22 protein-coding genes are annotated in these 25068 nt (G+C 53.1%); 15 read left to right on the forward strand and 7 right to left on the reverse strand.

What is annotated here, in order from left to right; genetic code table 11:
* Positions 1-59 precede the first annotated feature (59 nt).
* Entirely contained in the window at positions 60-2336 is a 2277-nt protein-coding gene (gene metE / locus AACY82_RS06795) for a 5-methyltetrahydropteroyltriglutamate--homocysteine S-methyltransferase (RefSeq protein ID WP_339616028.1), read from the reverse strand.
* A 120-nt stretch (positions 2337-2456) separates the two neighbouring features.
* Here metE and AACY82_RS06800 point away from each other — a divergent pair, with 120 nt between their 5' ends.
* From AACY82_RS06800 to AACY82_RS06815, 4 genes are all read left to right on the forward strand, one after another.
* Positions 2457-3359: a LysR family transcriptional regulator gene (locus AACY82_RS06800; RefSeq protein ID WP_339616029.1), complete on the forward strand. Its 903-nt coding sequence runs from the start codon at positions 2457-2459 to the stop codon at positions 3357-3359.
* A gap of 83 nt (positions 3360-3442) precedes the next feature.
* Positions 3443-4459, forward strand: a complete 1017-nt coding sequence (locus tag AACY82_RS06805; protein ID WP_339616030.1) for an alpha/beta hydrolase — start codon at positions 3443-3445, stop codon at positions 4457-4459.
* A gap of 19 nt (positions 4460-4478) precedes the next feature.
* Entirely contained in the window at positions 4479-4838 is a 360-nt protein-coding gene (locus AACY82_RS06810; RefSeq protein ID WP_339616031.1) for a hypothetical protein, read from the forward strand.
* A 242-nt stretch (positions 4839-5080) separates the two neighbouring features.
* A complete protein-coding gene (locus tag AACY82_RS06815; protein ID WP_339616032.1) occupies positions 5081-5743 on the forward strand; it encodes an OmpA family protein in 663 nt (220 codons plus the stop codon).
* An 83-nt stretch (positions 5744-5826) separates the two neighbouring features.
* On the opposite strand, the gene AACY82_RS06820 is transcribed toward AACY82_RS06815, so the two are convergent.
* On the reverse strand, positions 5827-6297 hold the full coding sequence (locus AACY82_RS06820) for a DUF2780 domain-containing protein (protein WP_339616033.1): 471 nt from the start codon (positions 6295-6297) through the stop codon (positions 5827-5829).
* A 237-nt stretch (positions 6298-6534) separates the two neighbouring features.
* Here AACY82_RS06820 and pbpG point away from each other — a divergent pair, with 237 nt between their 5' ends.
* Both pbpG and AACY82_RS06830 read left to right on the forward strand, forming a co-directional pair.
* The gene (gene pbpG, locus AACY82_RS06825) at positions 6535-7521 is read left to right on the forward strand and encodes a D-alanyl-D-alanine endopeptidase (RefSeq protein WP_339616034.1); all 987 of its coding nucleotides are present in this window, start codon (positions 6535-6537) and stop codon (positions 7519-7521) included.
* 39 nt (positions 7522-7560) lie between these two features.
* Entirely contained in the window at positions 7561-11067 is a 3507-nt protein-coding gene (locus AACY82_RS06830; RefSeq protein WP_339616035.1) for a response regulator, read from the forward strand.
* Positions 11068-11102: 35 nt separating this feature from the next.
* Here the strand turns inward: AACY82_RS06830 and AACY82_RS06835 are convergent, their stop codons facing one another.
* Positions 11103-12071: an alpha/beta hydrolase-fold protein gene (locus AACY82_RS06835; RefSeq protein WP_339616036.1), complete on the reverse strand. Its 969-nt coding sequence runs from the start codon at positions 12069-12071 to the stop codon at positions 11103-11105.
* 400 nt (positions 12072-12471) lie between these two features.
* Between AACY82_RS06835 and tpiA the strand changes: the two genes are divergently transcribed.
* The 7 genes from tpiA (at position 12472) to AACY82_RS06870 (ending at position 19959) form a co-directional block, all read left to right on the forward strand.
* Positions 12472-13233, forward strand: coding sequence for a triose-phosphate isomerase (tpiA, locus tag AACY82_RS06840; RefSeq protein WP_339616037.1), 762 nt, complete (start codon positions 12472-12474; stop codon positions 13231-13233).
* A gap of 84 nt (positions 13234-13317) precedes the next feature.
* Positions 13318-14289, forward strand: a complete 972-nt coding sequence (locus AACY82_RS06845) for a class 1 fructose-bisphosphatase (protein WP_339616038.1) — start codon at positions 13318-13320, stop codon at positions 14287-14289.
* A 350-nt stretch (positions 14290-14639) separates the two neighbouring features.
* Complete coding sequence (locus AACY82_RS06850) at positions 14640-15725, forward strand: AI-2E family transporter (protein WP_339616039.1); 1086 nt, start codon at positions 14640-14642, stop codon at positions 15723-15725.
* Positions 15691-17322 (forward strand): efflux transporter outer membrane subunit, encoded by a 1632-nt coding sequence (locus AACY82_RS06855; protein ID WP_339616040.1) that lies wholly within the window; start codon positions 15691-15693, stop codon positions 17320-17322. Before AACY82_RS06850 ends, AACY82_RS06855 begins: the two co-directional genes overlap by 35 nt.
* Positions 17319-18446, forward strand: a complete 1128-nt coding sequence (locus AACY82_RS06860) for an HlyD family secretion protein (protein WP_339616041.1) — start codon at positions 17319-17321, stop codon at positions 18444-18446. The genes AACY82_RS06855 and AACY82_RS06860 overlap by 4 nt, the downstream gene beginning before the upstream one ends.
* Positions 18447-18476: 30 nt before the next feature.
* Positions 18477-19526: a DUF2955 domain-containing protein gene (locus AACY82_RS06865; RefSeq protein ID WP_339616073.1), complete on the forward strand. Its 1050-nt coding sequence runs from the start codon at positions 18477-18479 to the stop codon at positions 19524-19526.
* Positions 19527-19530: 4 nt separating this feature from the next.
* Positions 19531-19959 (forward strand): ion channel, encoded by a 429-nt coding sequence (locus AACY82_RS06870; protein ID WP_339616042.1) that lies wholly within the window; start codon positions 19531-19533, stop codon positions 19957-19959.
* Positions 19960-19982: 23 nt separating this feature from the next.
* Here AACY82_RS06870 and AACY82_RS06875 read toward each other — a convergent pair whose 3' ends face one another.
* The 4 genes from AACY82_RS06875 to AACY82_RS06890 all read right to left on the reverse strand — a co-directional run bounded on the left by AACY82_RS06875 (position 19983) and on the right by AACY82_RS06890 (position 23294).
* Entirely contained in the window at positions 19983-20537 is a 555-nt protein-coding gene (locus AACY82_RS06875; RefSeq protein ID WP_339616043.1) for an acyl-CoA thioesterase, read from the reverse strand.
* A gap of 105 nt (positions 20538-20642) precedes the next feature.
* Complete coding sequence (locus tag AACY82_RS06880) at positions 20643-21320, reverse strand: pseudouridine synthase (protein WP_339616044.1); 678 nt, start codon at positions 21318-21320, stop codon at positions 20643-20645.
* A 14-nt stretch (positions 21321-21334) separates the two neighbouring features.
* Positions 21335-22486, reverse strand: a complete 1152-nt coding sequence (locus tag AACY82_RS06885; protein WP_339616045.1) for a sterol desaturase family protein — start codon at positions 22484-22486, stop codon at positions 21335-21337.
* 403 nt (positions 22487-22889) lie between these two features.
* Positions 22890-23294 (reverse strand): PA2817 family protein, encoded by a 405-nt coding sequence (locus tag AACY82_RS06890; RefSeq protein ID WP_339616046.1) that lies wholly within the window; start codon positions 23292-23294, stop codon positions 22890-22892.
* A 65-nt stretch (positions 23295-23359) separates the two neighbouring features.
* Between AACY82_RS06890 and AACY82_RS06895 the strand changes: the two genes are divergently transcribed.
* Positions 23360-24295 carry an ABC transporter ATP-binding protein gene (locus AACY82_RS06895; RefSeq protein WP_339616047.1) on the forward strand — a complete coding sequence of 312 codons (936 nt, stop codon included), beginning with the start codon at positions 23360-23362 and terminating at the stop codon, positions 24293-24295.
* On the forward strand, positions 24295-25068 hold the full coding sequence (locus tag AACY82_RS06900) for an ABC transporter permease (RefSeq protein WP_339616048.1): 774 nt from the start codon (positions 24295-24297) through the stop codon (positions 25066-25068). The genes AACY82_RS06895 and AACY82_RS06900 overlap by 1 nt, the downstream gene beginning before the upstream one ends.

The following is a 25068-nucleotide window of genomic DNA, read 5'->3' on the forward strand; positions in this document are numbered from 1 at the left end:
GTCACTCTGTTTATTAAATGAAAATCCCGGCGGTAAACGCCGGGATTTTTGCCAGAGTGTTACGCCGATTGGCGCAATATTTTGGCGGCATTTACCATGTTTTTTAGCGCCGGTACTACCTCATCCCACTGGCGGGTTTTTAAGCCGCAGTCGGGGTTTACCCACAAACGCTCGGCGGGAATGCGCTCGCCGGCTTTACTCATCAACGTTACAATGTGCTCTTGGCTTGGAATATTCGGCGAGTGAATGTCGTATACGCCCGGGCCAATATCGTTGGGGTAATTAAAGTCATCAAATGCGTCCAGCAACTCCATATCCGAGCGCGATGTCTCGATCGTAATTACGTCCGCGTCCATGTGGGCGATGGATTCGATAATATCGTTAAACTCCGAGTAGCACATATGGGTATGAATCTGTGTTTCATCGGCGACGCCGTTGGCGGTAATTCTAAAACACTCCACGGCCCACTCTAAATACTGCTGCCATTGGCTTTTGCGCAGGGGTAAGCCTTCGCGCAGGGCGGCCTCATCAATTTGGATAATACCGACACCGGCTTGCTCTAAATCTTGCACTTCATCGCGAATCGCCAGCGCTAACTGCTTACAGGTTTCAGAGCGTGGCTGATCGTCGCGCACAAAGGACCAGTTTAGAATAGTGACAGGCCCGGTCAGCATACCCTTTAATGGTTTGGCGGTGAGCGACTGCGCGTATTGCGTCCAAGCCACCGTCATGGCCGTGGGGCGGCTGATATCGCCAAACAAAATGGGTGGTTTAACGCAGCGCGAACCGTAGGATTGTACCCAGCCGTACTGGCTAAATACGTAACCCTCGAGCTGCTCGCCAAAGTACTCGACCATGTCGTTGCGCTCGGCTTCGCCGTGTACCAATACATCCAGATCTAGCGCCTCTTGCTCACGCACTGAGCGTTCAATTTCGGCTTTGATGCGGGCTTGGTAGTCCTCGGTGTTTAGCTCGCCATTTTTAAATTGCCGGCGAGTTTGGCGAATGTCCAATGTCTGTGGAAAGGAGCCAATGGTAGTGGTGGGGTACGCGGGCAGTTGGAATCGCGCGGTTTGCTTTTTGGCTCGTGCCGCGTAAGGGCTAACGCGCTCGCCCAACGCCTGAGTGATGCTGGCGGTGCGTGCTCGTACCTCGCTGTTGTGCACACGTTCGGACTGCTGGCGCGCGGCGATGGCTTGGGCATTTGCGTCTAGCTCTACGGCAACGGTTTCCCGGCCTTCATTTAGCGCCGTGGCAATAATGCTCAGTTCATCCAGCTTTTGCAGCGCAAACGCTAACCAGTTTTTTACCTCGGGGTCGAGCGACTGTTCGGCCGCCAAGTCAACCGGTACATGCAGCAGCGAGCACGATGGCGCCAGCCACAAGCGATCGCCCAGTTTCGCGGCAATAGGTTCCAGCCCGTCGAGGGTGCGGTTTAAGTCGGTCTTCCAGATGTTGCGACCGTTAATCACCCCAAGTGATAACACTTTGTGGCTGGGCAACCAATCGACGATCTTACTGACCTCGGCTGGTGCGCTAATGGCATCGATATGAATACCGGCGACGGGTAGCTCGCAAGTCAGCTTTAAATTGTCGGCTAGCTCGCCAAAGTAGGTGGCGAGCAATAATTTTACCGGCGCGCTTTTTAGGGTGTGATAGGCGAGGTTAACCGCATGCTGCCAGTTGGCATCCAAATCAGTCACCAGTGCCGGCTCGTCGATTTGTACCCACTCTACGCCTTCGCCGGCCAGTGTTTGCAGTAATTCGTTGTACACCGGCAGCAGTTTATCGAGCAGTGCCAAGCGGTCGCTGTCGTCTTTGCTTTTGCCTAACCACAGGTAAGTCACCGGGCCGATAATCACCGGTTTGGCGTTGACGTTTTGCGCGCGGGCCTCGGCCAGTTGTGCCAGCAAGCGGTCGGGATTAAGGGTAAAGGTATCGTCTGCGCTAAATTCGGGGACGATGTAATGGTAGTTGGTGTCGAACCACTTAGTCATTTCGCCGGCGTGTACGCATTGGCAATCGCTGTCGCCCTTAGAGCGGCCGCGGGCAATACGAAAGTAATTGTCCAGCTCGGTGCCAGCCAAATTACTGACCCGGGACGGGATATGCCCCAAGGTAAAACTGGTGTCCAGCACTTGATCGTAAAAGGAAAAATCGCCCACCGGAGCCCAGTCGAGAGGCTCTTGTGCCTGCCAGTGGCGGGCGCGTAGCGTTTGTGCGGTTTGCTGCAACTCGCGCTCGGGTAGCTGGCCTTTCCAAAAGCCCTCTTGGGCAAATTTAAGTTCGCGCTTGGCGCCAATGCGGGGAAATCCCAAGTTGTGTGTCGTTGCCATGTTGGCCTCCTAGTCAGTAAGGGGCCAGTGTAGGCGGGCCGTTGTATGATTAAAAATGGTATTAATTCATTGTTTGATGAATTATATTCATGTTTTGAGCGATGCTGATCGGGAGAGGGCATGATAGAGCGCAGCCATTTGGCAATATTACGGGCGGTAGAACAAGCGGGCTCACTGACGGCAGCGGCCGAGAGACTGCATCTAACGCAATCGGCGTTAAGCCACTCGATAAAAAAGTTAGAGCAGCAGCTGGGTGCACCCGTGTGGGAGCGAGAAGGGCGGCAGTTAAGGCCAACTCAGGCGGGGCAATACCTGCTGGGGCTTGCCGGACGGCTGCTGCCACAGTTGGAGCATGCCGAAGATGTAATTGCCCGTATGGCCGCCGGCGAGCGCGGTGTGTTGCGCATCGGCATGGAGTGCCACCCCTGTTACCAATGGCTATTAAAAATAGTGGGCCCTTACTTAACGGCTTGGCCCGGCGTCGATGTGGACGTTAAACAGCAGTTTCAGTTTGGCGGCATGGCCGCGTTGTTTGGTCACGATATTGATTTGCTGGTGACTCCCGACCCGCTGCATAAGCCTGGCGTGGAGTTTACTCCGGTGTTTGATTACGAGCAGGTGTTGGTGGTGGCCAATCATCACCCGCTGGCGCAGCAAGATTTTGTGCGGCCTGAGCAATTGGTGGGCGAGGTGTTAATCTCGTACCCGGTGCCGGTAGAACGGCTGGATATTTTTAGCCATTTTATGTTGCCGGCGGGGGTTGCGCCGCGCAGCCATAAAACCATTGAGACCACCGATATTTTATTGCACACGGTGGCGGTTGGCCGTGGCGTGGCCGCGCTGCCGCGCTGGCTGGTAGCTGAGTACGCCGAACGCTTACCGATCAAAGCGGTAAGTCTGGGCGAGCAAGGCATTGCTAAGCATATTTATGTCGGTGTGCGCACCGCCGACCGCAATACGGATTATATTGATGCGTTCATTCGCCAAGCGGCCACCGTGAGTTGGCGCCAAGAGGTAAAGTAATGTTGACGCTACTGGTGTAGCGCTCGCGCTTGAATTAGAGTCGGGCAGAGCAAACCTTTTATAACAACAAACAAGAGGTCGAGATGAAATTCTACAGTGGTGTAAAACACCTATTACTACTGATACTGCTAACGGCATTGGTGCCCTGGGCGTCAGCGAATGAATTTACCAAGCACGATGATATCGTCTGGGCCAACGCCGGCCAGCGCGCACTAAAGCTTGATATTTATCAGCCGGAAAAGGCCCAACAAGCGCCGGTGGTGGTGATTTATCACGGCGGCGGTTGGCTGGTTAATGACGAGAGTGTAATGGACTCGATGAGCGCTTACTTGGCCGAACACGGTGGTTATGTGGTGGCCAACGTTAACTATCGTTTGTTGCCGGATAACGGCAACACCACACAGATGAATGAGATTGTCGAAGATGTTTTCGGTGGGCTCTTGTGGGTGAAAGCGAATATTGCCGAGTACGGTGGCGACCCGACGCGCATTGCGGTAACCGGCGATAGTGCCGGCGGGCATCTCGCTTCGATGATTTTAACCCGTGGCCGGCAGTTAGAGTCAGACGGTTTTGCCGGCGACTCATTAGGGTTTAAGCCAACCTGGTTGCCCGAGGGGAAAACCGCCGAGCAGGTGGCCCGGGATGATGGTTTAGCGGTACAGGCGGCAGTGATTAGCTACGGTGCGTTTGATTTGTTGAGCGCCGCTAAAAGCGGATTTGAAACCTCTGGCAATATGTTTTGGCAGTGGGCCGGCGCCGAGCCACGGGGCATATTTGGCTCTGACAGTAATGTCGCCGATAACCCAGATTACTACCGCGCGGTATCGCCGCTTTATAATATCCCCGCGTTTGACGAATACCCCTTGCCACCGCAGCTGCATCATGTGGGCAGTATCGATACCACCACACCGCCCCAAGCCGTTAAAGCCTATGTCGATGCGCTTAAAGCAGTCGGCCAACCGGCGAGCTTAACCATTTACGAGGGCAATAATCACGCTTATATGGATAGTGGTTGTATCGAGGCGCTGGGCAGTTGCTTTGATACTCACGCGGTGCCGGTGTTGCAAGATATCCTCGTGTTTTTAGACGACAACCTGTAAAGCGAAAATGTCTGACGATATGACGCATTCGATCCCCTCGACCAGCGAGCCGTTAGTGCTTGTCTGCCATGAGTGGCGCGTAGAGATTCATATGCGACAAGAGGATGACGGCATCGCCACACTGCTGGCTTATGCGGGGCAAAATGTTACGCCCGAGCGAGTCACCCAGCAGGGGCCATTTCAGCGAGCCGAGCAAGCCATAGGCGCGCGGCGTGCGATTGTGAAACAGTTGTTGGCTAACGGCTATCAGTTACGATCTCAGCAGCCCCCAATTTGGGTACTCAATGCGCAGCGCGATATTCGTGCTGCGCGCGAGTGTAAGCAGCGCTCTCGGGGTAACTATGAGTTTGCCCCGAGTGATGTGTTTTTAGATTGGTAGCCTAAGGGCGCTGCCGTCCATGCAAGATGGTAAAAGTGCTGAAAAAGCTACACGGTTTGCCTCTTAACCCTTGCCTTATCGCGCCGCTCGCGCACAGGTAGTAAACCTAAAAGTTAGAGCGCCTTCACAAAAACGGCGTTGGTTAATGCTTTGTCGCCTGTGCTGTCAGTGTTTGATGTAGTGTTGGCACGCTACTCGCTATACCCCTCCCAGACAAATCGATTCATTAATGGGAGAACTCCATGAAACAGCGACAATCATTTTGGTTGGCAATGGCCGCCGCCGCATCGACAGCGGCATTAGTCGGTTGCAGCTCTACCGGTGGCAGCGACAGCGCCGATGCTGGACAGAGCAGTGAGTACGAATTGGTGAATATGAAAACCGACAAAGACGGGCACAATGTCAATGCGGCTCAGTCGGGTTATCACGCGGTAAAAAAAGACGACGCCACTGAAATGGACGCGGCAGAGCCGGTAGATATGGCAGAGCAGGCTCCCGAACCCGCAAAGCCGAATCCTGCGCTGGCGGCTTTTCCTCTTGATACCACGGTGCGCTTTGCGTTTGACTCCTCCGCACTAAGCGGCGATGCGCGTCAAGAGTTGGCAGAGTTGGTGCGGGCGGCCGAGAAATTTGACGATGTGACCCTAACGGCCGAGGTAGATGGTTACGCTGATGCTACCGGCCCCGATGAATACAACGAGACGCTCTCGGAGAAACGCGCCAGCAGTGTAACGGATTATTTAAAGTCTGAAGGCGTGCAGGTAACCGACTGGAATGTGGATGGCCACGGTGAACGCAACCCGGTTGCGGACAATGACACCTCCAGTGGCCGCGAGCAGAACCGTCGGGTGGTGGTTACATTTAGTCTGGAGCAAGAGAGCCGGGCGAACTTAACCGCGCGCTAATCGGCAATCTTTTAAAAAGTGCTTATCGCAAGCCGGCGGGTTTTCACAGAACCCGCCGGCTTGTTTATGTGAACACCCGCAATTTAACCGCCCCAAATGGAGCTCAGCTGGCCCAGTAATTCGCTACCACCATTTTTGCTTACATAATCCATTAAGATCGGGGTAAATTGATTGATCATGGCCGGGTCAAGCCCCAGTTTACTAAACGCCGATGCCACGCCATCCATATTGGTAATAGAGCCCATCAATGATGAGGCAAGCCCGCCCCCGGTGCCGGAACCTGCCGGAATAATGTCTTTTAGCATCGCCGCGTTGTCGTTTGATAGGGCGTTGCTGGCCAGTGCCATTAGCGCGGATGTGCCACCGGCGGCCTGCGTTTGCGAGATGCCTAATTGGTCGGTCAGGCTCGACATTAACCCCGAGGCTTGATTGGCACTGTTTTGAGTGTTGCTGACGGCATCGCTCAAGCTTTTTAAATCCAACGATTTTGGCTGCTCTGCTAAGCTTGTTTGCGCCAGCACACACAAGCCGATTACTCCTACTAACTGTTTCATTGCGATCTCCCGGACAGATATTAGAGCTTGCCTGCACCAACACGGCGGTCGGCGTAGGCAAGCTTCAGGTAATCCACATTTATAGCACAGGCGTAGCCTAATTAATGCGTTTAACGGCGCTGCATCCTCGTGGTGCCAACCGGGGCGCAATATTGAGCACGATTGGTCGGCGTCAAGCCGGGCCGATTCGTGTTAACCTTATGGCGGATAAAACAGCGCTTTGGGAGGCGGTAAGTAATGATGTATGAGGTAAAGGTGTTGCTACGGCAGGCTGTGATTGTTGGGCTGGCGTTAGCGGCTAGTGTGTGTGTTAGTGCGACCTCAGTGTCCCAAGCACCAGTCCCGGACGCGTTAGATCCAGAAAACCTTAAGCTGGCATCGGTCAGCGCCTTTGTTGCCCCGCTTAACAGTGGCGAGCCCAGTTACGCTAAGCGCGCCGATTGGGTAATGCCCATTGCCTCCGTCACCAAAATGATGACAGCGCTCGTCGTGTTAGACTCTGGCGCCCCATTAAATGAAAGGCTAACCGTCGAGAAGCGCCATGTGGCGGCGGCGGCTAATGCCTACTCGCGTATTCGGCCCGACTCTCACGCTAAGCGAGGCGACTTACTGACTATCGCGCTCATGTCCTCAGAGAATTACGCCGCCTACTTGCTCGCGCGTCATCACCCACAGGGCTACGATGCGTTTATCGACGCCATGAATGCTAAAGCGCGGGCGCTCGGTATGCGCCATACTCACTTTGTCGACCCCAGCGGTTTATCAGAGCAAAATGTTTCCACGGCGGCTGATCTGGGTAAAATGCTTAAAGCCGCATACGAATACCCCGCGATTCGCGAGGCGACCACTGGCGCTAAACACGATGTATGGTTTACCCACCCAGGCTACTCTTTGTACTACGCTAATACTAATCCGTTAGTGCGCAGTTCACGCTGGGACGTGTTGTTAAGTAAAACCGGTTATTTAACCAACGCCGGGCGCTGCTTGGCGATGGTCGTCAATATTGAGGGGGTGCCCACGGCGATGGTGATGCTTGATTCTTTTGGCAAGCGCACACCGCTTGGCGATGCGGGCCGCATTCGTCGCTGGCTAACCACGGGTAACGGCGGTGCAGTAGCCGCTGCCGCCGCTCGGTATGAGCAAACCAAAGCGCAAGCACTTGAGGCCCAGGTGCTTGCGACTCAGCCTGTGGGCGGAGCTGAAACCGATACTGTGAGTCGATAAATGTTAATGCGTTAACTTTACCAAAAAAAGGCGGCGGTAATGGTGTTAAAGAGCTCGTTGGATCGGTTGTCTTTAAGACAGTTCTTGTGGGTGATCGCAACCGTACTGCTGTTTTTTGCGGCTATTTCTTTTTTGGTTTATAAGATTCTCGCCAACGATGCGCGGGATTCTTTGGTCCGTGAAATCGAAATTCAACAAGCCGAAAGTCGCTCCCAGCTAACCGAGGTTTTGTCGTTGCCGGCCAGGCATTTGGCGGGCATGGCGCAAGAGCCTTTAATCCAATCGGCGCTGCAAAAGTCAGACTTAAAAAGTAAGCATGATTTAATCATTCAGTCCTTGTATTCATTGGCGTACCGTAACCGAGCTTACTTTCAGGTGCGCTGGGTACTGGAAGACGGCCGCGAGATGGCCAAAATTTTGGTCGATAGCCACGGGGTGCGTGAGGTTGCCGGCGAAGCCCTGCAGAACAAATCGCAACGTCCCTATCACCAACAGATCGTAAGCTTGCGGGATTACGAAACCTTTGTTTCGCAGCCGGACCTAAATGTTGAAAATGGCCGTTTGCAGCGACCCTTAACCCCCACCATTCGCTATGGTGTGCGCTTGCCGACGATCAATGGCCTTGATCACGGCTACCTTATATTTAATTTGTTGTTTAATGTTAAGTCGGGTTCCTTCTCCACCTCCCAAGACGAGGCGGGTGTTTATCTGGCCGATGCCCAAGGTAACTGGTTGACCCACCCAGAGCCCGATAAAACCTGGGGGCACATTCTGGGCACCGGGCACTCCATTGCCGTCGATGAGCCGAATCTGTGGCACGCAATACAAAACGCCACGGTGGCCGCCTCGGTGCTTAAGGCTGACAGTGGTTACTGGAGCTGGGTGCGTGTCGCGCCGCAGCTTGAAAGCGCGTCCAGTCAGGCGCAGGCGGCCTTTACGCCCATACTGTTGTTAACACATATTCCGGCGGTTGAGGTGGCGCAGCGCTTTCAGGAGGCCCGCTGGCGGGCGGTCTGGTTGTTGTTGCCGGTGCTTTTAGCGATGCTTCTGGGGTGTTGGTTTTACTACCGGCTATTTAGCAATGCGTCTGAGCTGCGTCGCCGCGAGCATCAGCGTAGCCTAGATTTACAGCGGCGCAATGAGTTTATCAATACCGTTACCGAATCGCTGCCTAATATGATCGCCTACTGGACGTTGGGCCAATATTGCAGTTATGCCAATAGCAGTTTTAAGCAGCATTACGGGGTCGAGTCGGCGCCGCAGGGCAGTGTGGCTTTATCCGATATTTTATCGGCGCAGGAGTACTACCTGTGGCAAGGTTATTTTGAGCGCTGCCTTATGGGCGAGCGGGTTACCTTTAATCAATCGTCACCCAGCGATAAAGGGACCCAACATTTACAGATTTATTTGGTGCCAGATTTTGAACAAAATAGAGATCAAGCGCTAGCGCCTAAAGTCGTAGGCGTTGTTGCCATTGCCACCGACTTGACCGAGGTGATCGGCGCTAAAGATCAAGTCGAAACGTTAAATAAAGCGTTGCAGTTGCGCACCCGCCAAGCGGAGGCCGCCGCGGAGACAAAAAGCGCCTTTTTGGCCAATATGAGCCATGAAATTCGCACCCCGATGAACGGCATTATCGGTTTGATTGATATCCTAAAAGGAACCACGCTTGCCGCAGAGCAACACGAATACGTCGATAAGCTCGGCCATGCATCGCGTGCCCTGCTGGCTATTCTTAACGATATTCTAGACATCTCCAAGCTCGATTCCGGCAACGTAAAAATTATTGAAACGCCTTTTCAGCCCGAGCAGCTTATTAGCTCTGTGGTGGCGTTATTTGAGGCGGGTTTGACGAAAAAAGGTGTGGCGCTGCATACCTGGATTGACCCTACCTTGCCGGTGACGCTATTGGGCGATCCGTATCGTTTGGCTCAGGTGTTAAATAATCTGGTCGGCAATGCCAGTAAGTTTACCCACAGTGGTCAGGTGGTTCTCACTGTGAGCCGAGAGCGGGACGCGGGCGAACAGTTGCGGTTTTCGGTAAAAGATACCGGGGTCGGTATTGCCCCGGAAAAAGCCGATCATATCTTCAAACAGTTTAGTCAGGCGGACGACGCCACTGACCGAGAGTATGGTGGTACTGGTCTTGGTTTAACGATTTGTGAAAAGTTAATTCGGTTAATGCATGGCACTATTGCCGTTAAAAGCGAGCCGGGACGCGGCAGTGAGTTTTATTTTTGCCTGCCTCTTAAATTTGCGCAAGAGGCTGAAGAAGCGTTAGCCCCAGTGGGTATTAACCGAGTATTACTGGTGGACGATAGTCAAACCTCTAACGATATTTTAAAAGCCTACTTAGAAGCGTGGGGTGTTCAGGCGGATGCGGTAACCACCGTGGCCGAGGCGCTAGTCTGTTACAAAAATGCGCTAAAGTCCGATGCCTACGATTTGGTTTTGCTGGACTGGAAGCTGGGCGAAGACGATGGCGTAGATTTGTTACGGCAGTTGGCGGCTATTGATGAATCGCAGGCGCAGGGTTCAGAAAAGCCTCGCTCACAGGGCCGCTCCGGCGAAGTCATCATGGTAACGGCGTACGATAAACGCACGCTGCTGGATAAGTTAAAACAAGAGGGGCGCGATTCAACCCCGGTTTTATCTAAGCCGGTTTTACCCTCCACTTTATACAACTTGGTTAAAGCCGAGCATATCAAGGCGGTAACGCACAAGTCTAAAAAAACGGTTTTGAATGAGAGCAATAGAGACAAAGCGCAACGCCTAGAGGGCAAACGTATTTTGTTGGTCGAGGATAACGCGCTCAATGTAGAGGTGGCCACCACACTACTGGCTCAAGTGGGCCTTAGTGTCGATGTTGCGGGCGGTGGTGCCGAGGCTGTCGAGGCGGCCTCGCGTACACAGTACGACGCGATCCTTATGGATTTACATATGCCCGAGGTGGACGGCTTTGAGGCAACGCGCCGCTTGCGTCAAAAGGCCTCGACCAAAACCACGCCAGTTATTGCGCTGTCCGCTGCGGTAATGAGTGAGGACATCGCCGAGGCTATAGAGGCGGGCATGGATGATCATTTGGGCAAGCCATTTGATTTAAGCGAATTGTTGGATGTATTAATTCGCTGGACCTCGCAAGAGCGCAGCCTAGAATCAAACCCAGAGGCTGTGCCGGAGCCGCGGCCCTCGACACATGAGGTTAGTGAATCGCTGATGACGCTACTGCAGCAAATGGGTACGGAAGGCGATGAACTATTGCGACGCTTTCAAAACAATGAAACGCTAATTCGTACCCTGTTGGGTAATTTTGCGAAACATCACCCAGATTGGCCCAGTGAACTTCGCGCCAGTAAAAATTCCGCCACCGATCTAGCGCCTTTGCTGCACACGATTAAAGGTACAACCGGCACGATGGGGTTGATGGAGTTGTTTGACTTAGCCGAACGCGCCGAGCAACAGCTTATCGCTGGCAGCTTACCCGATATAGAGCCACTCGCGAGCCTGATGCAAAGAACGCTCGATGCTTTGCTGGGGCGCGATTAAAGCCGTTCTCGTAAAAGCCGTTTAGGTGATACTGCTTATTTTTTATCACCTGCCCACAACCAACGTAAGCCCTCGGGTAACAGCGCGCCTGGGTGATCGTCGTTGTGTCTGCCGTCGGTCCACACGTGAGTAAACTGATAGCGTGGCCCCGCTTGGTTTTTGTCATCCGCAGCGCGGTTGGCGTAAGCGAGCGCTTTTACCATTTGCTGATTTGCTAAAAACCAGTCGCCCCACTCGTTATCTAAATCGTTGCTGCCATCCTGAACAAAAAGCCGCATTGGCCTTATGGGGGAGCGGCGAATTAGCGCCGGGTAGTCGTGTCCGCCTAGTTGTTGTGGCGGGGTCGCCTCGGGGCGATAGCCAATAGAGACATAACTGCCAATACCGCTATACACTTTACGGAAATAGTCAGGCCGCTCCCAGGCGACGGTAAACGCCGCGATGGCGCCGCTGCTGGTGCCGCCAATGGCTCGTTGCTCGGGGTTATCGGTCAGGGTATAGCGTTTTTCAAGCTCGGGCAGCATTTCGTTGATGAGCAGCCGCGCGTAGCGATCCCCCAATACGTCGTATTCTTGCCAGCGGTGGTTGGGGTTCTGCATTCCTAAGTCATCAGGGTAATGTTGCGAGAGGTTGCCTGGGGTAATAAATAACCCGATGGTAACGGGCATCTCGCCTTTGGCGATTAAGTTCGCCATAACGTGCTGAATACGAATCGGCCCTTCTGGGTTTATTGCGCGCTGGCCATCTTGAAACACCAATAAGCTCGCCGCTGTTGCGCTGTCATATTGTGCCGGAACAAAAACCCAATAACGCCTAACCGTATTGGGGATGATCTGGCTGTGAAACTCGAACGGGCCTTGCAGCTCGCCTGCGGGGGCATCCGGTTGCGGCCGGTGATCTGGGGTGAGCGTGACGCCGGTGCGGATGGGCGGGTGGTTGAATGCTGCCGCCTCTGACAGGGGCGTTAATAACAGCATCGCGAAAAGTACAACAATCGGTTTCATAGTGGGCCCTTAATTATTATTTGCTGCATTATTATCACCGATGGCGACTTATGTGGCCAAACCATCGTAAAAACTCCGCTCCCGCTTAATATTCCTGTAATTCTTAGTCTAACAGGGTGTCATCCGCTCTATGTCCGGTGTTTTATTGGTAAGGCCAAATTGTGTGATAAATAATGTAATCGGTTTCTGCTGGGTAATATTCTTTAGCTCACTCAATGCCAATATTCGTGTTAATTTTTATTTGCGGCTAAAAACCCCTGATTGTCGACCAATTTTGCCCTAGTATAGCCGGCGTAAACAACTAAAATTTGGCTAGACCAATAAATTGCTATAGAATTATATTGGTAAGTCAAAAATATTAACTGGTTAGACAGAAAGCCCTGTTTGAGGATTTTGGTCAATGAAAAAACGCGCTCCGCTCGTGGTGGCGAACTGGAAGTTAAACGGTGGTACCGACTTAATCTGCACCTCGGTGGCTTCAGTGTTAAACAAAAGCTTTAAAGCTGAGGTGGGTATCGCACCGCCCTATGTGTATATCAGCGATATGGTGAATTTTTTGCGCAACTCCAACATTTTGGTGGGAAGCCAGAATGTGAGTAAGTTTGCCTCGGGGGCATTTACCGGCGAAACCTCGGCCCAGATGCTAAAAGAAGTCGGTTGCACTTTTTGCTTGATTGGTCACTCTGAGCGCCGTCAGATGTTTTTAGAAAACGATGCGTCTTGTCACACAAAAATTGAGCGCGCCCTCGTCAATGGCTTAATGCCTATTTTATGTGTTGGCGAAAATGACCAGCAGTACGAGTTGGGTTTAACCCAAGACATCCTTTACCGCCAGTTGCACCAAGCTCTGCCAAATCTAGAGCTTCAGGGTAAAAGACTCTGTATCGCTTACGAGCCGGTCTGGGCGATTGGTACGGGTAAAGCCGCCAGTGCCGAGCAGGTACAAGAGGTGCATCAATATATTTATCAAGAGTTGTGCGCCATATTGGGTGAAGAGGCCGCTGAGGGTGTGCAAATACTTTACGGTGGCAGTGTCAAAAAAGACAACGCCGCCGAGTTGTTGGCCATGCCCAACGTCGATGGTTTGTTGGTGGGCGGCGCCAGTTTGGACCCAGAACATTTTGCGCAAATCTGTACTATCGCGAACGATGTTGCGCCTTAGCGGGCGACTAACACAGATTAAATAACACGAGCCGGTGCTAACAGTTTGTAATGCCGGCTGATAACTCTTTACAAGGAATACGCTATGCAGTCTGTCGAGTTGCAGCTTACCCAAGATCAGGTATCGCCCGATATGGCGGAGCTGGTGCTGACGGTCTTGTCAGCCAGTAAAACCATTGCTCACAAAGTGCGTCGCGGCGCGCTTGCTGGTGTGCTAGGTTCGGCAGCGCAGCAAAATGTGCAAGGCGAGACGCAAAAAAACCTCGATGTGATTGCCAACGATATTCTAAAAGAAGCACTGTTGGCATCCCCTCATGTTAGGTCGGTCGCCTCGGAAGAAGAGGACAACGTAGTTGCCGGTAACGCCCAGGGCGGTTACGTCGTGGCGTTCGATCCACTAGACGGCTCGTCTAATATCGATATTAACGGCCAGATAGGCACCATTTTTACCATCTACCGGGCGGTTGACGATGCCGCCGCTGATTCGCCTGCGCAGTTTGCCCAACAAGGCCGGGCCCAGGTGTGTGCGGGTTATGTGTTGTATGGCCCGTCCACGCAATTGGCGCTAACCACTGGCGGCCCGTCGCGTTTGTATACGCTTGATACGGACGGTGAATACCTGCTGACCCAGGCCGAGCTGGAGATCGCAGCCGATTGCCAGGAGTTCTCGATCAACCTATCCAACCTGCGTCACTGGGCACCGACGACACAAGCCTACATTCAGGCGCTGCAGGCGGGTAAAGATGGCGCGCGCGGTAAAGATTTTAATATGCGCTGGAACGGCGCTATGGTGGGCGATGTGCATCGCGTGCTTATGCGTGGTGGCATATTTTTATACCCGGCCAATACCCAAAGTAAGCTACACAACGGCAAGCTGCGTTTATTGTATGAGGCCAATCCAATGGCTATGCTGGTCGAAAAAGCCGGCGGTAAAGCGGTAATAGGGGCGCAGGCGATATTGGATGTGCTACCGGAAAACCTTCATCAGCGAGTGCCGGTAATACTGGGCGCGGCTAACGAGGTCGATGCATTTCTTAGCGCTGAGGGTTACGCTTAACGCCGCTTGTTTGCCTTATATCGGTGATTCTTAATGCTTTGCTATCGTGTTTAGTTCAGGCGAATCCATCGCAATGGATGGTATGAAAGCTTATGATCGTGAAAAAGGGTCTGCCTACGGGCAGGCCCTTTTTTTGGTGCGCGCCAATTTGGTAAATCGCAATCATGCTTTTACGGGTAACTGCTATTATAAGGAGTAGCTATAATACATCGGGCGATGGATGGGCTGTACGCTTGGTATTGCATCGTTACGAATGGACTTTAATGGACACCCGGCTTACCCGCGTTTGAATGCAACAGTGCTTTGGGGCGGGATGCAACACAATATTTAGATATGGATGAGTCAAAAATATGAAACCATCAAGTTCCCCCCTGATCGATACCGTTATACGCCTTGGGCTGATTACCTTTATGGTCTATCTGTCCATGAAGGTGCTGCATCCGTTCATCAATTTAATGCTCTGGGCCATGATTTTGGCCATCGCTTTGTACCCATTGCACGCAAAAATTGCCGCCAAAGTCGGCGGTGGGCCCGGGCGCGCGGCCACCATTTTAGTGCTCACGGTCGTGGTGTTGGTTGGGGTGCCCACTGTGCTACTGAGTATTTCGTTTGTGGACCATATGTTGGATATTTACCGTCAGGCAATAGACGGTACCCTGCATATACCCGAGCCGTCGGCCAATGTCGCAGGCTGGCCGGTGGTGGGGGAGCAGATAGATGCCACGTGGCGCGCCGCGTCTGAAAACTTGCGCGGCTTTGTGGCCGAGCACCAGGCGTCGATTCGTGAACACGCCCGCCAGGCTATATCAGTTTTGGGCGGCGCAGTTACGACACTGCTGGCCTTTTTAGCCGCCTTTATAGTCGCCGGTATTATGCTGGCCTACGCTAAGCCGGGGGCGGCAAGCACTAATCGTATTTTTAACCGTATTTGTGGCCCCACCGTGGGGGCCGAGCTGCACACTTTGACCGTCGCCACCGTGCGCTCGGTGGCCGTAGGTGTGATTGGTGTCGCTTTTATCCAGTCGCTGTTGTTGGGGGTGGGGTTTTTATTGGCCGATGTCCCCGCCGCCGGTGTGCTCGCGTTAGCGGTACTGGTTTGTGGCATTGTCCAGCTGCCGGCGGCTTTGTTTGTGATACCTGTTGTGGCCTGGTTGTGGATGGCCGGTGACGGCTCGACCCTGGTCAATATCCTGTTAACCCTATACTTGGTGGCCAGCGGCCTGGCCGATAACGTCCTTAAGCCTATGCTGCTGGGGCGCGGTGTGGCGGCGCCGATGCCCGTTATTTTGCTTGGAGCCTTGGGCGGGATGTTCGCCAGCGGGTTAATTGGGCTGTTTGTCGGAGCGGTTGTGTTGGCCGTGAGCTACCAGGTGTTTATGGCTTGGGTGAACGAGAGCCATAATGTTGCGCAAGAGGCGCCACCGCTCAGTGATTAAAATGCGAGTTAAGGGTAAGCGGCTTAATCACACACCCCGCAAAAAAGTGACCTCGTGTTTAGCGGTGGGTGTGATTGTCTGCGGGGCGTTTAGCTTGTCGGCGTGCGCGCCGTTAGGGCCAAATTACCAAGATCCAGATGTCGATTGGCTGGCAAGGTGGCAGCCCGAGCTGTATGGCCAAGCCAGCGTCGCGGCCGATGCGCTCGATTTAAGCATTTGGTGGCAGCGCTTTAACGATCCGGTTTTGGATGACTTAATCATAAAGGCGCAGCATCAGAACCCGGGCCTTAAAATTGCCGGATTGCGTATTTTAGAAAGCCGCGCGGTGCTGGGCGTTGCCTCCGGTTTGCAATACCCGCAGGTGCAGCAGCTGAGTGCCAGTGGCGCCTACGTAGGGCAGCAGCGCGGCGGCGGTGAGTATCGGGATTTCACCTCAAGTGAGGCCGCGTTTAACCTCGGTTGGGAGATGGACTTTTGGGGCCGTTTTCGCCGCGGCGTGGAATCGGCCGATGCCGCTTATTTTGCATCGGTCACTAACCATCGCGATGCTCAAGTGTTGCTCGCGGCGCAAGTGGCGAGCTTATATTACGGCATTAAAACCACCATGCAGCGCATCGAGATTGCGCAAAACAATGTAACGCTGCAGCAGCGCAGCTATGAAATCACCGAGCAACTGTATGAGCGGGGGCAAGACTCCGAGCTGGATTTACAGCAAGCTAAATCTCAGTACTTAGCAACTGAAGCAACCATACCTGGCTTGCAGCTCATATTGCAGCAGCAGCGCAATGCCTTAGGGGCCGTGTTGGCACGTGCGCCCAATGATTTACCCGAGCTTGATGCTATCGATAGCGCATTGCCGCAGTTGAGTGCATTAAGCATTCGGGAGATTCCTGCTCAGTTATTATTGCGCCGCCCAGATGTTCGCTCCGCCGCTTGGCAAGCCGCCGCGCAATCGGCGCAGGTGGGTATCGCCCAGGCCGACTTGTACCCCTCGCTTTCACTGTTTGGCACCATCGGTTGGTCGGGTGACAGTCTAGAGGCGACCAACGATGTTGTCAGTTTGGCGGCTGGGCCTTCGCTAAGCTGGAATATATTTAATTACGGTCGTTTAAAAAATAATGTGCGCGCGCAAGATGCGCGCTTGCAGCAGGCACTGGAGGGCTACCGCGCACGCGTGCTTAACGCCGCCCGGGAAATCGACGATGCCGCCAGCCGGGTGGCACAAACCCAAGCGAGCCAAAAAATATTAGACGACTCGTTGGTCGCGGCCGAGCGTTCGCTCGCCATCGCCACGCGCCGCTACCAAGAAGGCTATTCAGATTTCCAGCGGGTGCTGGATGCTCAAGCGCGCACCTTTCGCCAATCAGATAGCACCATTACCAACCACGGCGATCACATAGCCGCCATAATTAGTTTGTATCGAGCGCTAGGCGGTGGCTGGCAGCAAGCCACTATTACAACCTTAGTGCCCGAGCCTACCCGCGAGCTTATGGCCCAGCGCACCGATTGGGGTGATTTGTTAGAGGCTCCCCTTAACAATCCGCCGGCTGTCGGCTCGCCCGTCGCCACATCACAAAAGCAAGGAGCATCACCATGACCGAGCCGGATAACTCGAGCTCTGTAGCAGCGGCGCCCGCCACCAGCGGCAAAGCGGTATCCCGTGGTGGCGCCATTGTTTTAGCGGTTATTGTTATTACGCTAGTGTGGCACCTACTGGCTGACCGCTTTACTCCCTACACCTCGCAAGCGCGGGTGCAGGGGTATGTGGTGGGGGTTGCCCCTAAGGTGGCGGGCGTATTGACCGACGTTTGGGTGAGCAACAACGAGCGTGTCAACGCAGGGCAAAAACTGTTTGCAATAGATCAGTCGCAGTACAATATTGCGTTGCAACAAGCGCAGTCGAATTTAAACAATACCCAAAAACAGGTGGACGCAGGCGATGCCGGCGTTGAAAAAGCTCGCGCCAGTTTGCGCGCCGCTAAGGCCGGGAAGCTAAAAGCCGAGCAAGATTACACTCGCCTTAAGCGTTTGCGTGAAGATGACCCAGGGACGATCTCGGAGCGCCGACTGGAAATGTCTGCCGCCAGTCTTGCGCAGGCAAGAGCGCAAGTAGCCGTGGCTAACGCTGATATCGCCCGAGCGATTGAGCAAAAAGGGGGCGACTCGGCCGCCGAAAATACTTTGTTAAAGACTGCGCAATCGGCGGTCGATAAAGCGACGCTCGATCTAAATAACACGACCGTTGTCGCGCAATCGGCGGGGGTGGTGACCGATATGCGCGCCGAGGTTGGTCAGTTTGCCGGTACCGGTAGCCCAGTAATGACGTTAGTTGCCATTGAGAAAGTGTGGATTAACGCTGATTTTACCGAGAATAATCTAGGACACCTACGGCCGGGGACCCCCGTCGAGATATTGTTAGATGCACTGCCCGGACGCGTGCTTAAGGGTAAAATTAAAAGTATCGGTGTGGGTATTAGCGCGAGCCAGCCCGCGCAGCCAGGCGCGTTACCCAGTGTGCAAAACAATCGCGATTGGTTGCGTCAATCCCAGCGGTTTCCGGTGCAAGTAGAGTTCAGTGACCCGTTGCCAGCTGATGCCATGCGCCAGTTACGCATCGGGGCACAAGCGTCGGTTATCGCCTATACCGAAGGTCACGGGGTATTGGGCTTGTTAGGAAAAATGTATATCCGTCTGCTTAGTCTTTTAACCTACGCGTATTAACCTGGTCGTGACAACGGAGTGGATTTGTCGATGCTCTTAACCAAGCGCTTGCCGCTGGCGGCAAGGCGCAGTTACCGTTTGGCACTGACCACCAGTTTGGTATTGGCAGTGGCGTACGGTGTTGGTCTAGGGTTACCTTTTATCGCCCCGTTGTTTGTGGTGATCTTGTCGGCAAAGCCTTCACCGCCGCCAGGGCCCAAACAATTGATCTTGCTGATACTTGCCGTTGTGGTGAGTTTGAGTCTGGGCCTTTTGTTAGGGCCGCTGTTACAAGCGGCCCCCATACCCGCATTGCTGATCATTGCCTGTGGTTTATTTTTCAGTAATCGCTTGGCCATGCAGCCGGGCAAAGCGGCGGTGGGTACCTTGTTGGCGTTGGGTTTTACGGTTATCCCTGTGGCCAGCAGTGTGAGTCCAGCGTTAGCCTCAACGCTGATTGCCACGCTAGTTATCGGCATTGCCGTTGCTGTTATCGGGCAGTGGTTAGTGTATCCGTTGTTTCCTGAAGATGAGCATTCGGCATTGGCGCCCACACCGGCGGCACCTACCGAGAATAGTTGGTTGGCGTGGCGCGCAACATGGATTGTATTGCCGGCGTTTTTGCTAACCCTGACAAACCCTGCTGGGTATTTACCGCTGACCATTAAAAGCATTTTGCTCGGCCGTGAAGCTTCACAAGTAAGGCTGCGTGAGGCCAACCGTGAGCTTATTGGCTCTACCTTATTAGGTGGTGTTTGCGCCATAGTCGTGTGGTTTTTATTAAGTTTTGCGGTATCGCTGTGGTTTTATTTTGGTTGGATTTTACTCGCTTGCTTAGTGTTAAGCGGTGGCGCCTACGGGGTGATGCGTACACGCCTAAAACCGTCATTTTGGGTGGGTACCATCACGACGATGATCATCCTGCTGGGTTCGGCGGTGCAAGACAGCGCCAATGGCAAAGACGTGTATCAGGCATTTTTGGTACGAATGGCTTTGTTTTTAGCCGTGGCGGTTTACGCCGCACTGGCCATGGCGGCGCTCGAGCACTGGCGGTTGCGGCGCCAGAATAAGGCATACATTAACCTAAGTCCGAAGGGGTAAGTCAATGTTAATCAACTTTATAGTGGGTCTTTCGATGATGGTGTTTTGCCTGTTCTTACAGGGCATGTTGGTGTTGGCAGCGCTGCGTTATTTTGTTAAACGCGAGCATCAAGTTCACTCGGCCTTTCTTGCGTCTATGCGGGTCACGGCCGGGATGATGTTTATTCTGATTTTAGGTAACGTGGCTCAGGTCATCGCGTGGGGCAGTTTATTTTATGGCCTTGGTGAGTTTAATGATTTCTCCCAGGCGGTTTATCATTCGGCCGTTAATTTTGCCACCTTGGGTTATGGCGATATCGTGATGTCCCCCAAACACGAACTGCTGGGGCCACTAGAGGCCCTGAACGGCGCTTTGATGATTGGGGTATCGACAGCGGCGCTGTCGCGGGCGTTCTCTGAGGTATTAAAAGACCATATGCCCGCACAGCGCTAAAAGGTAAGGCGAGTACCACGCACTTAAGGCAGTGCAATCTGGCAGTTTTCACCGGTTAGGTTGCCTGTTTCAGTGGCTATGTCTAAGTCTTGATGCAATGTTTGAAATTTATGCCGGTACTCGGCTTTAAATTGTTTGCGAAATTTACCCCAAATAAAACGTCGTACCTCGATATCCTCTTCTAAAATCAAACCAGGTACCGCTACCGGCTGGCGCGTCTCCTCATCGATGGCTACCATGGTGAAGTAGGAGGTGTTGGTGTGCTTATTAACACCAAGTTTAAAGTCCTCTGAGTACACCTTAATGCCCACCTCCATAGATGAGCGCCCCACGTAATTGACCGATGCCATTAACGTCACCAGCTCGCCCACCTCGACAGAGTTAACAAAGTTAACCGAATCCACCGAGGCGGTGACACAATAGTTGCGCGAGTGGCTGGCGGCGGCGGTGTAAGCAATTTTGTCCATAAGCGATAAAATAATTCCGCCGTGCACTTTACCGCCAAAGTTGGAGTAAGACGGAATCATTAGCTCTTTCAGAATAATTTGTGAGGATTTAACAGTGCGAAACTCAGTCATGGGCGTGGTCTTATCGGTTGGGGGCATTGTTGGGCTTGATGGCAGCCATTATGTGCCATAAATACTACCGCTTAACGAGCACTAAACCAAGCGAGAACGGGTGCCTTAAAACGGGCAGGGGCAGCGTGCGTTAATGCGCTCGCCGGTTAGTGGATGGTTAAACGCCAGTGTGGTGGCGTGCAGCATAAGCCGGCGCGTTAAATGAAACGCCGTATCGTTGGCGTATAAGTCGCAGCCCAATATTGGGTGACCAAGCTCGCGGCTGTGAATCCGCAGCTGGTGAGTGCGCCCGGTTATCGGGGTGTATAACACTCGGCTGATGGGCGTCTGGCTCGGTGCGATAAACTCATGGCGCAATAGCTCGTACTTGCTATGAGCCGCCTTGCCGGTAGCCGTGCAAATTTTTTGCAGCGGAAACTCGCCTTTGGCAATGGGTGCGCTAATGTTACCGCTGTCCGGTGTTATATGCCCCTGCAGTAGGGCGGTATAAGTCTTACTAACGCTTTGGGCTTGAAACTGTTTGCTCAGCAAGCTGTTTACGTTTTTATTTAGCGCCACCAACATAATACCCGAGGTACCTAAATCCAGCCGATGTAACAATCGCGCATCGGCAAACTCCTGCACGAGCCTAAAGTGCACCGAATCTTTGTTGGCAGGGTGTTTGCCCGATAAGCTCAGTAGGCCCGAAGGTTTATTGATCAGTAAAATCGATTCATCCCGATACAGAATCTCAATGGACTCTGTACACAAAGGCGCGATAAACGGATCGGCTTGCGGTTGCATGGGGTGTTATAAGCTCAATCAGTGGGTTTTTTAAAGGCGGTAATCGGGTAACAGGTTTGTGCCAAAATGCCGCGCGGTAAGCGTCGTGTAGTGCCGTACTGCGCGGGCCAATGTTGATCCGGCATATGGTAAGTACCAAATAACCGGTCAAACAATACGGTGTGCGCTGAGTAATTGGTATCGATCGCGGGCTTTTCTGAGCTGTGGTGCCAGTGGTGAAATTGCGGTGTTACCAAAACATATTTTAGTGGCCCAAACGGCAAACGTGTATTGCTGTGAATCAATACCGCTTGCAACGCGGCAAACGCGACGTAAATATTCAGTGCCTGCTCGCTGGCGCCAAGCAAATACAGGGGAATCATCACCATGGCCCGCTCGGAAAAAACTTGAATAAAATGTCCGCGAGACCCCGCCAGCCAGTCCATATGCTCCACCGAGTGGTGTACGGCATGCACCGGCCAAAGGGCTTTTATCTCGTGATAGGCGCGGTGCTCCCAGTAAAGCACAAAATCTGCACTTAAAATGATAATAATCACTTGCACCAGGATGGGAATGGATTGCACGGTGGCTTGAAAGTCTGCGCTAATAGCCCAGTGGAAGTGGCTGGCGTGATAGTTGGCAAAAATTAAAATCGCCGAGATCGCTAGGTGGTTAAAGCAAAAGTAAAATAAATCGACGCTCCACTCGGGGCGAAGCAGAGGCTGATTTTGGTATTTCGGCAGTAATTTTTCTAGCGAAACAAAAATGGCCACCGAGCCAAGAAACGCCAAAATCAGCCAGTCTACCCCCAGTGATAGCGGAACCGGCTCTACCGCGCCAACGGGTATTTGATGGCCACCGAGCACAAAGGCAATCGCTGTTAAGGCAATGCCACCGCTTCCCAAATGTCGATAAGCCCCACGGTTTAACACGAAGGTTAAAACACCAAACCCCAGTGAAAAGTACATGCCGTATTTAAGTACGTGCTGCAATTGCTTGGCGTCGTAAAGTTGCCGCAACTCGAGTGTTGTTAGGTAGGCCGGGTACAGGTAGGCCAGCACGGCCAGCAGGCTCAAAAGGCCCAGGGCGACGGAGCACAACCCACTTATTCTTCCTTCGCCTAAACGCAGCTCGCGCTCGGCATCTCTGGTGACGTGTCGTGTTTGGTATTGGTATGGGTTGCTCATCGATCCGTGATCTCGTGCTATGACTGGTTGCTTGGTCGCTAATGTACGGGCGCTTTTAGGGAGGCGCAAGCGGCTATTGGTGGGCATTTTACGCAATAATCCGCAAATTTTGAAAGGCTTTGGTTTAGCGCGGCTGGGATAACCGTGTCGCTACTGACAATCCAGTCAGATCTGGGTTTATGGTCTATTTGGGGCCGTGTGAAGTGGGCAGTCTTGCTCGCTGAGCGTTGGTTGGGCTTTTTTGTCTCTGGCAGCATGACGCCGTTGGGCCGGTGATAACCGAGGCTGCGCCTCGCTGTATCAGTCACGTCCGTGTGACACGGCCCGCCAGGGCACGGGTGGCGCTAATGCGCTGGGGGCTGGATTACCCGCGCGGCGGTTTGCTCTGTTACAATGTAGCCCTTTAGTGGAGCCCGAGCAGTCTTGCTCGTTCGCGCTCGTAGTCGAAGTCTTGTCCCGCCTGTTCTGCCTCGTGGCGCTGCTCATCGAGCCGCTGGAAGCGTTCGATTTCTTCATCTGGCATAAAATGCAGGCAATCGCCGCCAAAATGCCAGAGTAAGTCTCGGGGCAGCAGCGGGGTTAGGTGCGGGTAGGTGGCGATGCTTTGGCACATCAGCGCTTGGCCCTCTTCGGCGTAATCAACACCTTGGGTTTGCGGTAAAGCCTCTAGGCGGTGCAAAAACGCTAGGTGCTGCTCGTCGCAATCGTCGTTAATAAACGGTGGTTGCTGCTGCACCGTTAGGGTGAACTGGGTAACCAACTTGCGGATAAAAGCTAGGTACTGCGCTTCGGCGCTCGCTTGGCTCATGGTGAACTCCTCAATACATTGATCCGATGGCTCTAAGCGGCCTCGGACGATAAAAGTAGGCAATTATGACAGCTGCTCTTTCAATTAAAAATCTACGCAAAGTATACGGCAATCAATTTGAGGCGCTTAAAGGCATCTCACTTGAGGTCCAGGCCGGCGATTTCTTTGCGGTACTTGGCCCCAATGGCGCCGGTAAGTCGACTACGATCGGTATTATTAGCTCGCTGGTGCGCAAAAGTGACGGCGAGGTGAGGGTATTTGGTCACAATATCGACACGCATTTTTCCGAGGCCAAGCAAGAGCTGGGCATCGTGCCGCAAGAGTTTAACTTTAGCCAGTTTGAAAAAGTGCGTGATATCGTTTTACAGCAGGCTGGTTATTACGGGCTGCCCCGCGCCAAGGCGGAGGTGCAGGCCGATAAATACCTTAAAAAATTAGGCTTGTGGGACAAGCGCAACACGCCGGCGCGAACACTCTCCGGTGGTATGAAACGCCGCTTGATGATCGCGCGTGCACTGGTGCATGAGCCCCGCGTGCTGATTTTGGACGAGCCGACCGCCGGGGTGGATATCGAGCTGCGCCGCTCTATGTGGGAATTTTTGCGCGAGATAAACGCCCAGGGCACTACCATTATTTTGACTACTCACTATTTGGAGGAGGCCGAGAGCTTGTGCCGCAATGTGGCGATTATTGATCGTGGCGTTATTGTGCAAAACACTAGCATGCGAGCGCTGCTGCAGCGCTTGAATAAAGAGGTGTTTGTGTTTGATTGTTCGAACTCGCTAACAGCCGCGCCCGTTATTGAGGGGCATGCGGTCGAGCTTGTGGACGAGCACAGTTTTGAGGTGGAGGTCGAGAAAGGGCAATCGCTTAATCAGCTGTTTGAACAGCTTAGTGCACAAAGTGTGCAGGTGGTTAGCATGCGCAATAAAGCGAATCGACTGGAAGAGTTGTTTGTGTCCTTGATTAATGGGCAGCTGGACGAGAAAGGGGCAGAGTAATGCAGTTGGCACAACAGTGGGTGGCGCTGTCCACCATCGTCCGTAAAGAGGTAAAGCGTTTCTCACGTATTTGGGTGCAAACGTTGTTGCCACCGGTTATTACCATGTCATTGTATTTTGTGATTTTTGGTAAGTTGATTGGCAGCCGCGTGGGCACCATGGATGGTATCCCCTATATGCAGTTTGTGGTGCCGGGGTTGATAATGATGGCGGTGCTGACTAACTCGTATTCGAATGTCACATCATCATTTTTTAGTGCAAAATTTCAGCGCTCGATTGAAGAAATTTTGGTGAGCCCGACGCCTAACGTTATTATTTTGCTGGGGTATTGTCTCGGTGGTATGGCGCGCGGGTTAAGTGTCGGGTTACTGGTGACGGTTGTGTCGCTATTGTTTACCGATATTCACGTACACAGTTGGCCACTCACGATTACTATCGTGATCTTAACCTCGCTGTTTTTCTCGCTCGCGGGCTTTATTAACGCGGTGTACGCCAACACCTTTGATGATATATCCATTGTGCCCACCTTTGTTTTAACGCCGCTAACTTATTTGGGCGGCGTATTTTACTCGGTCAGTGTCTTATCCGAGTTTTGGCAATGGGTGTCGCAGTTAAACCCGATTTTGCACATGGTCGGTGCGTTTCGCTACGGGTTGTTGGGCACCGGCGGTGAGCATATCGGCTATGCATTTGCCGGCTTGTTGCTGTTTACCGCGGTGTTATTTGCGGTGAGTTTGTATTTATTGAAAAACGGCTCGCGCCTGCGCGCCTAA

It is taken from the genome of uncultured Gilvimarinus sp., from assembly GCF_963972205.1.
GTDB lineage: Bacteria > Pseudomonadota > Gammaproteobacteria > Pseudomonadales > Cellvibrionaceae > Gilvimarinus > Gilvimarinus japonicus.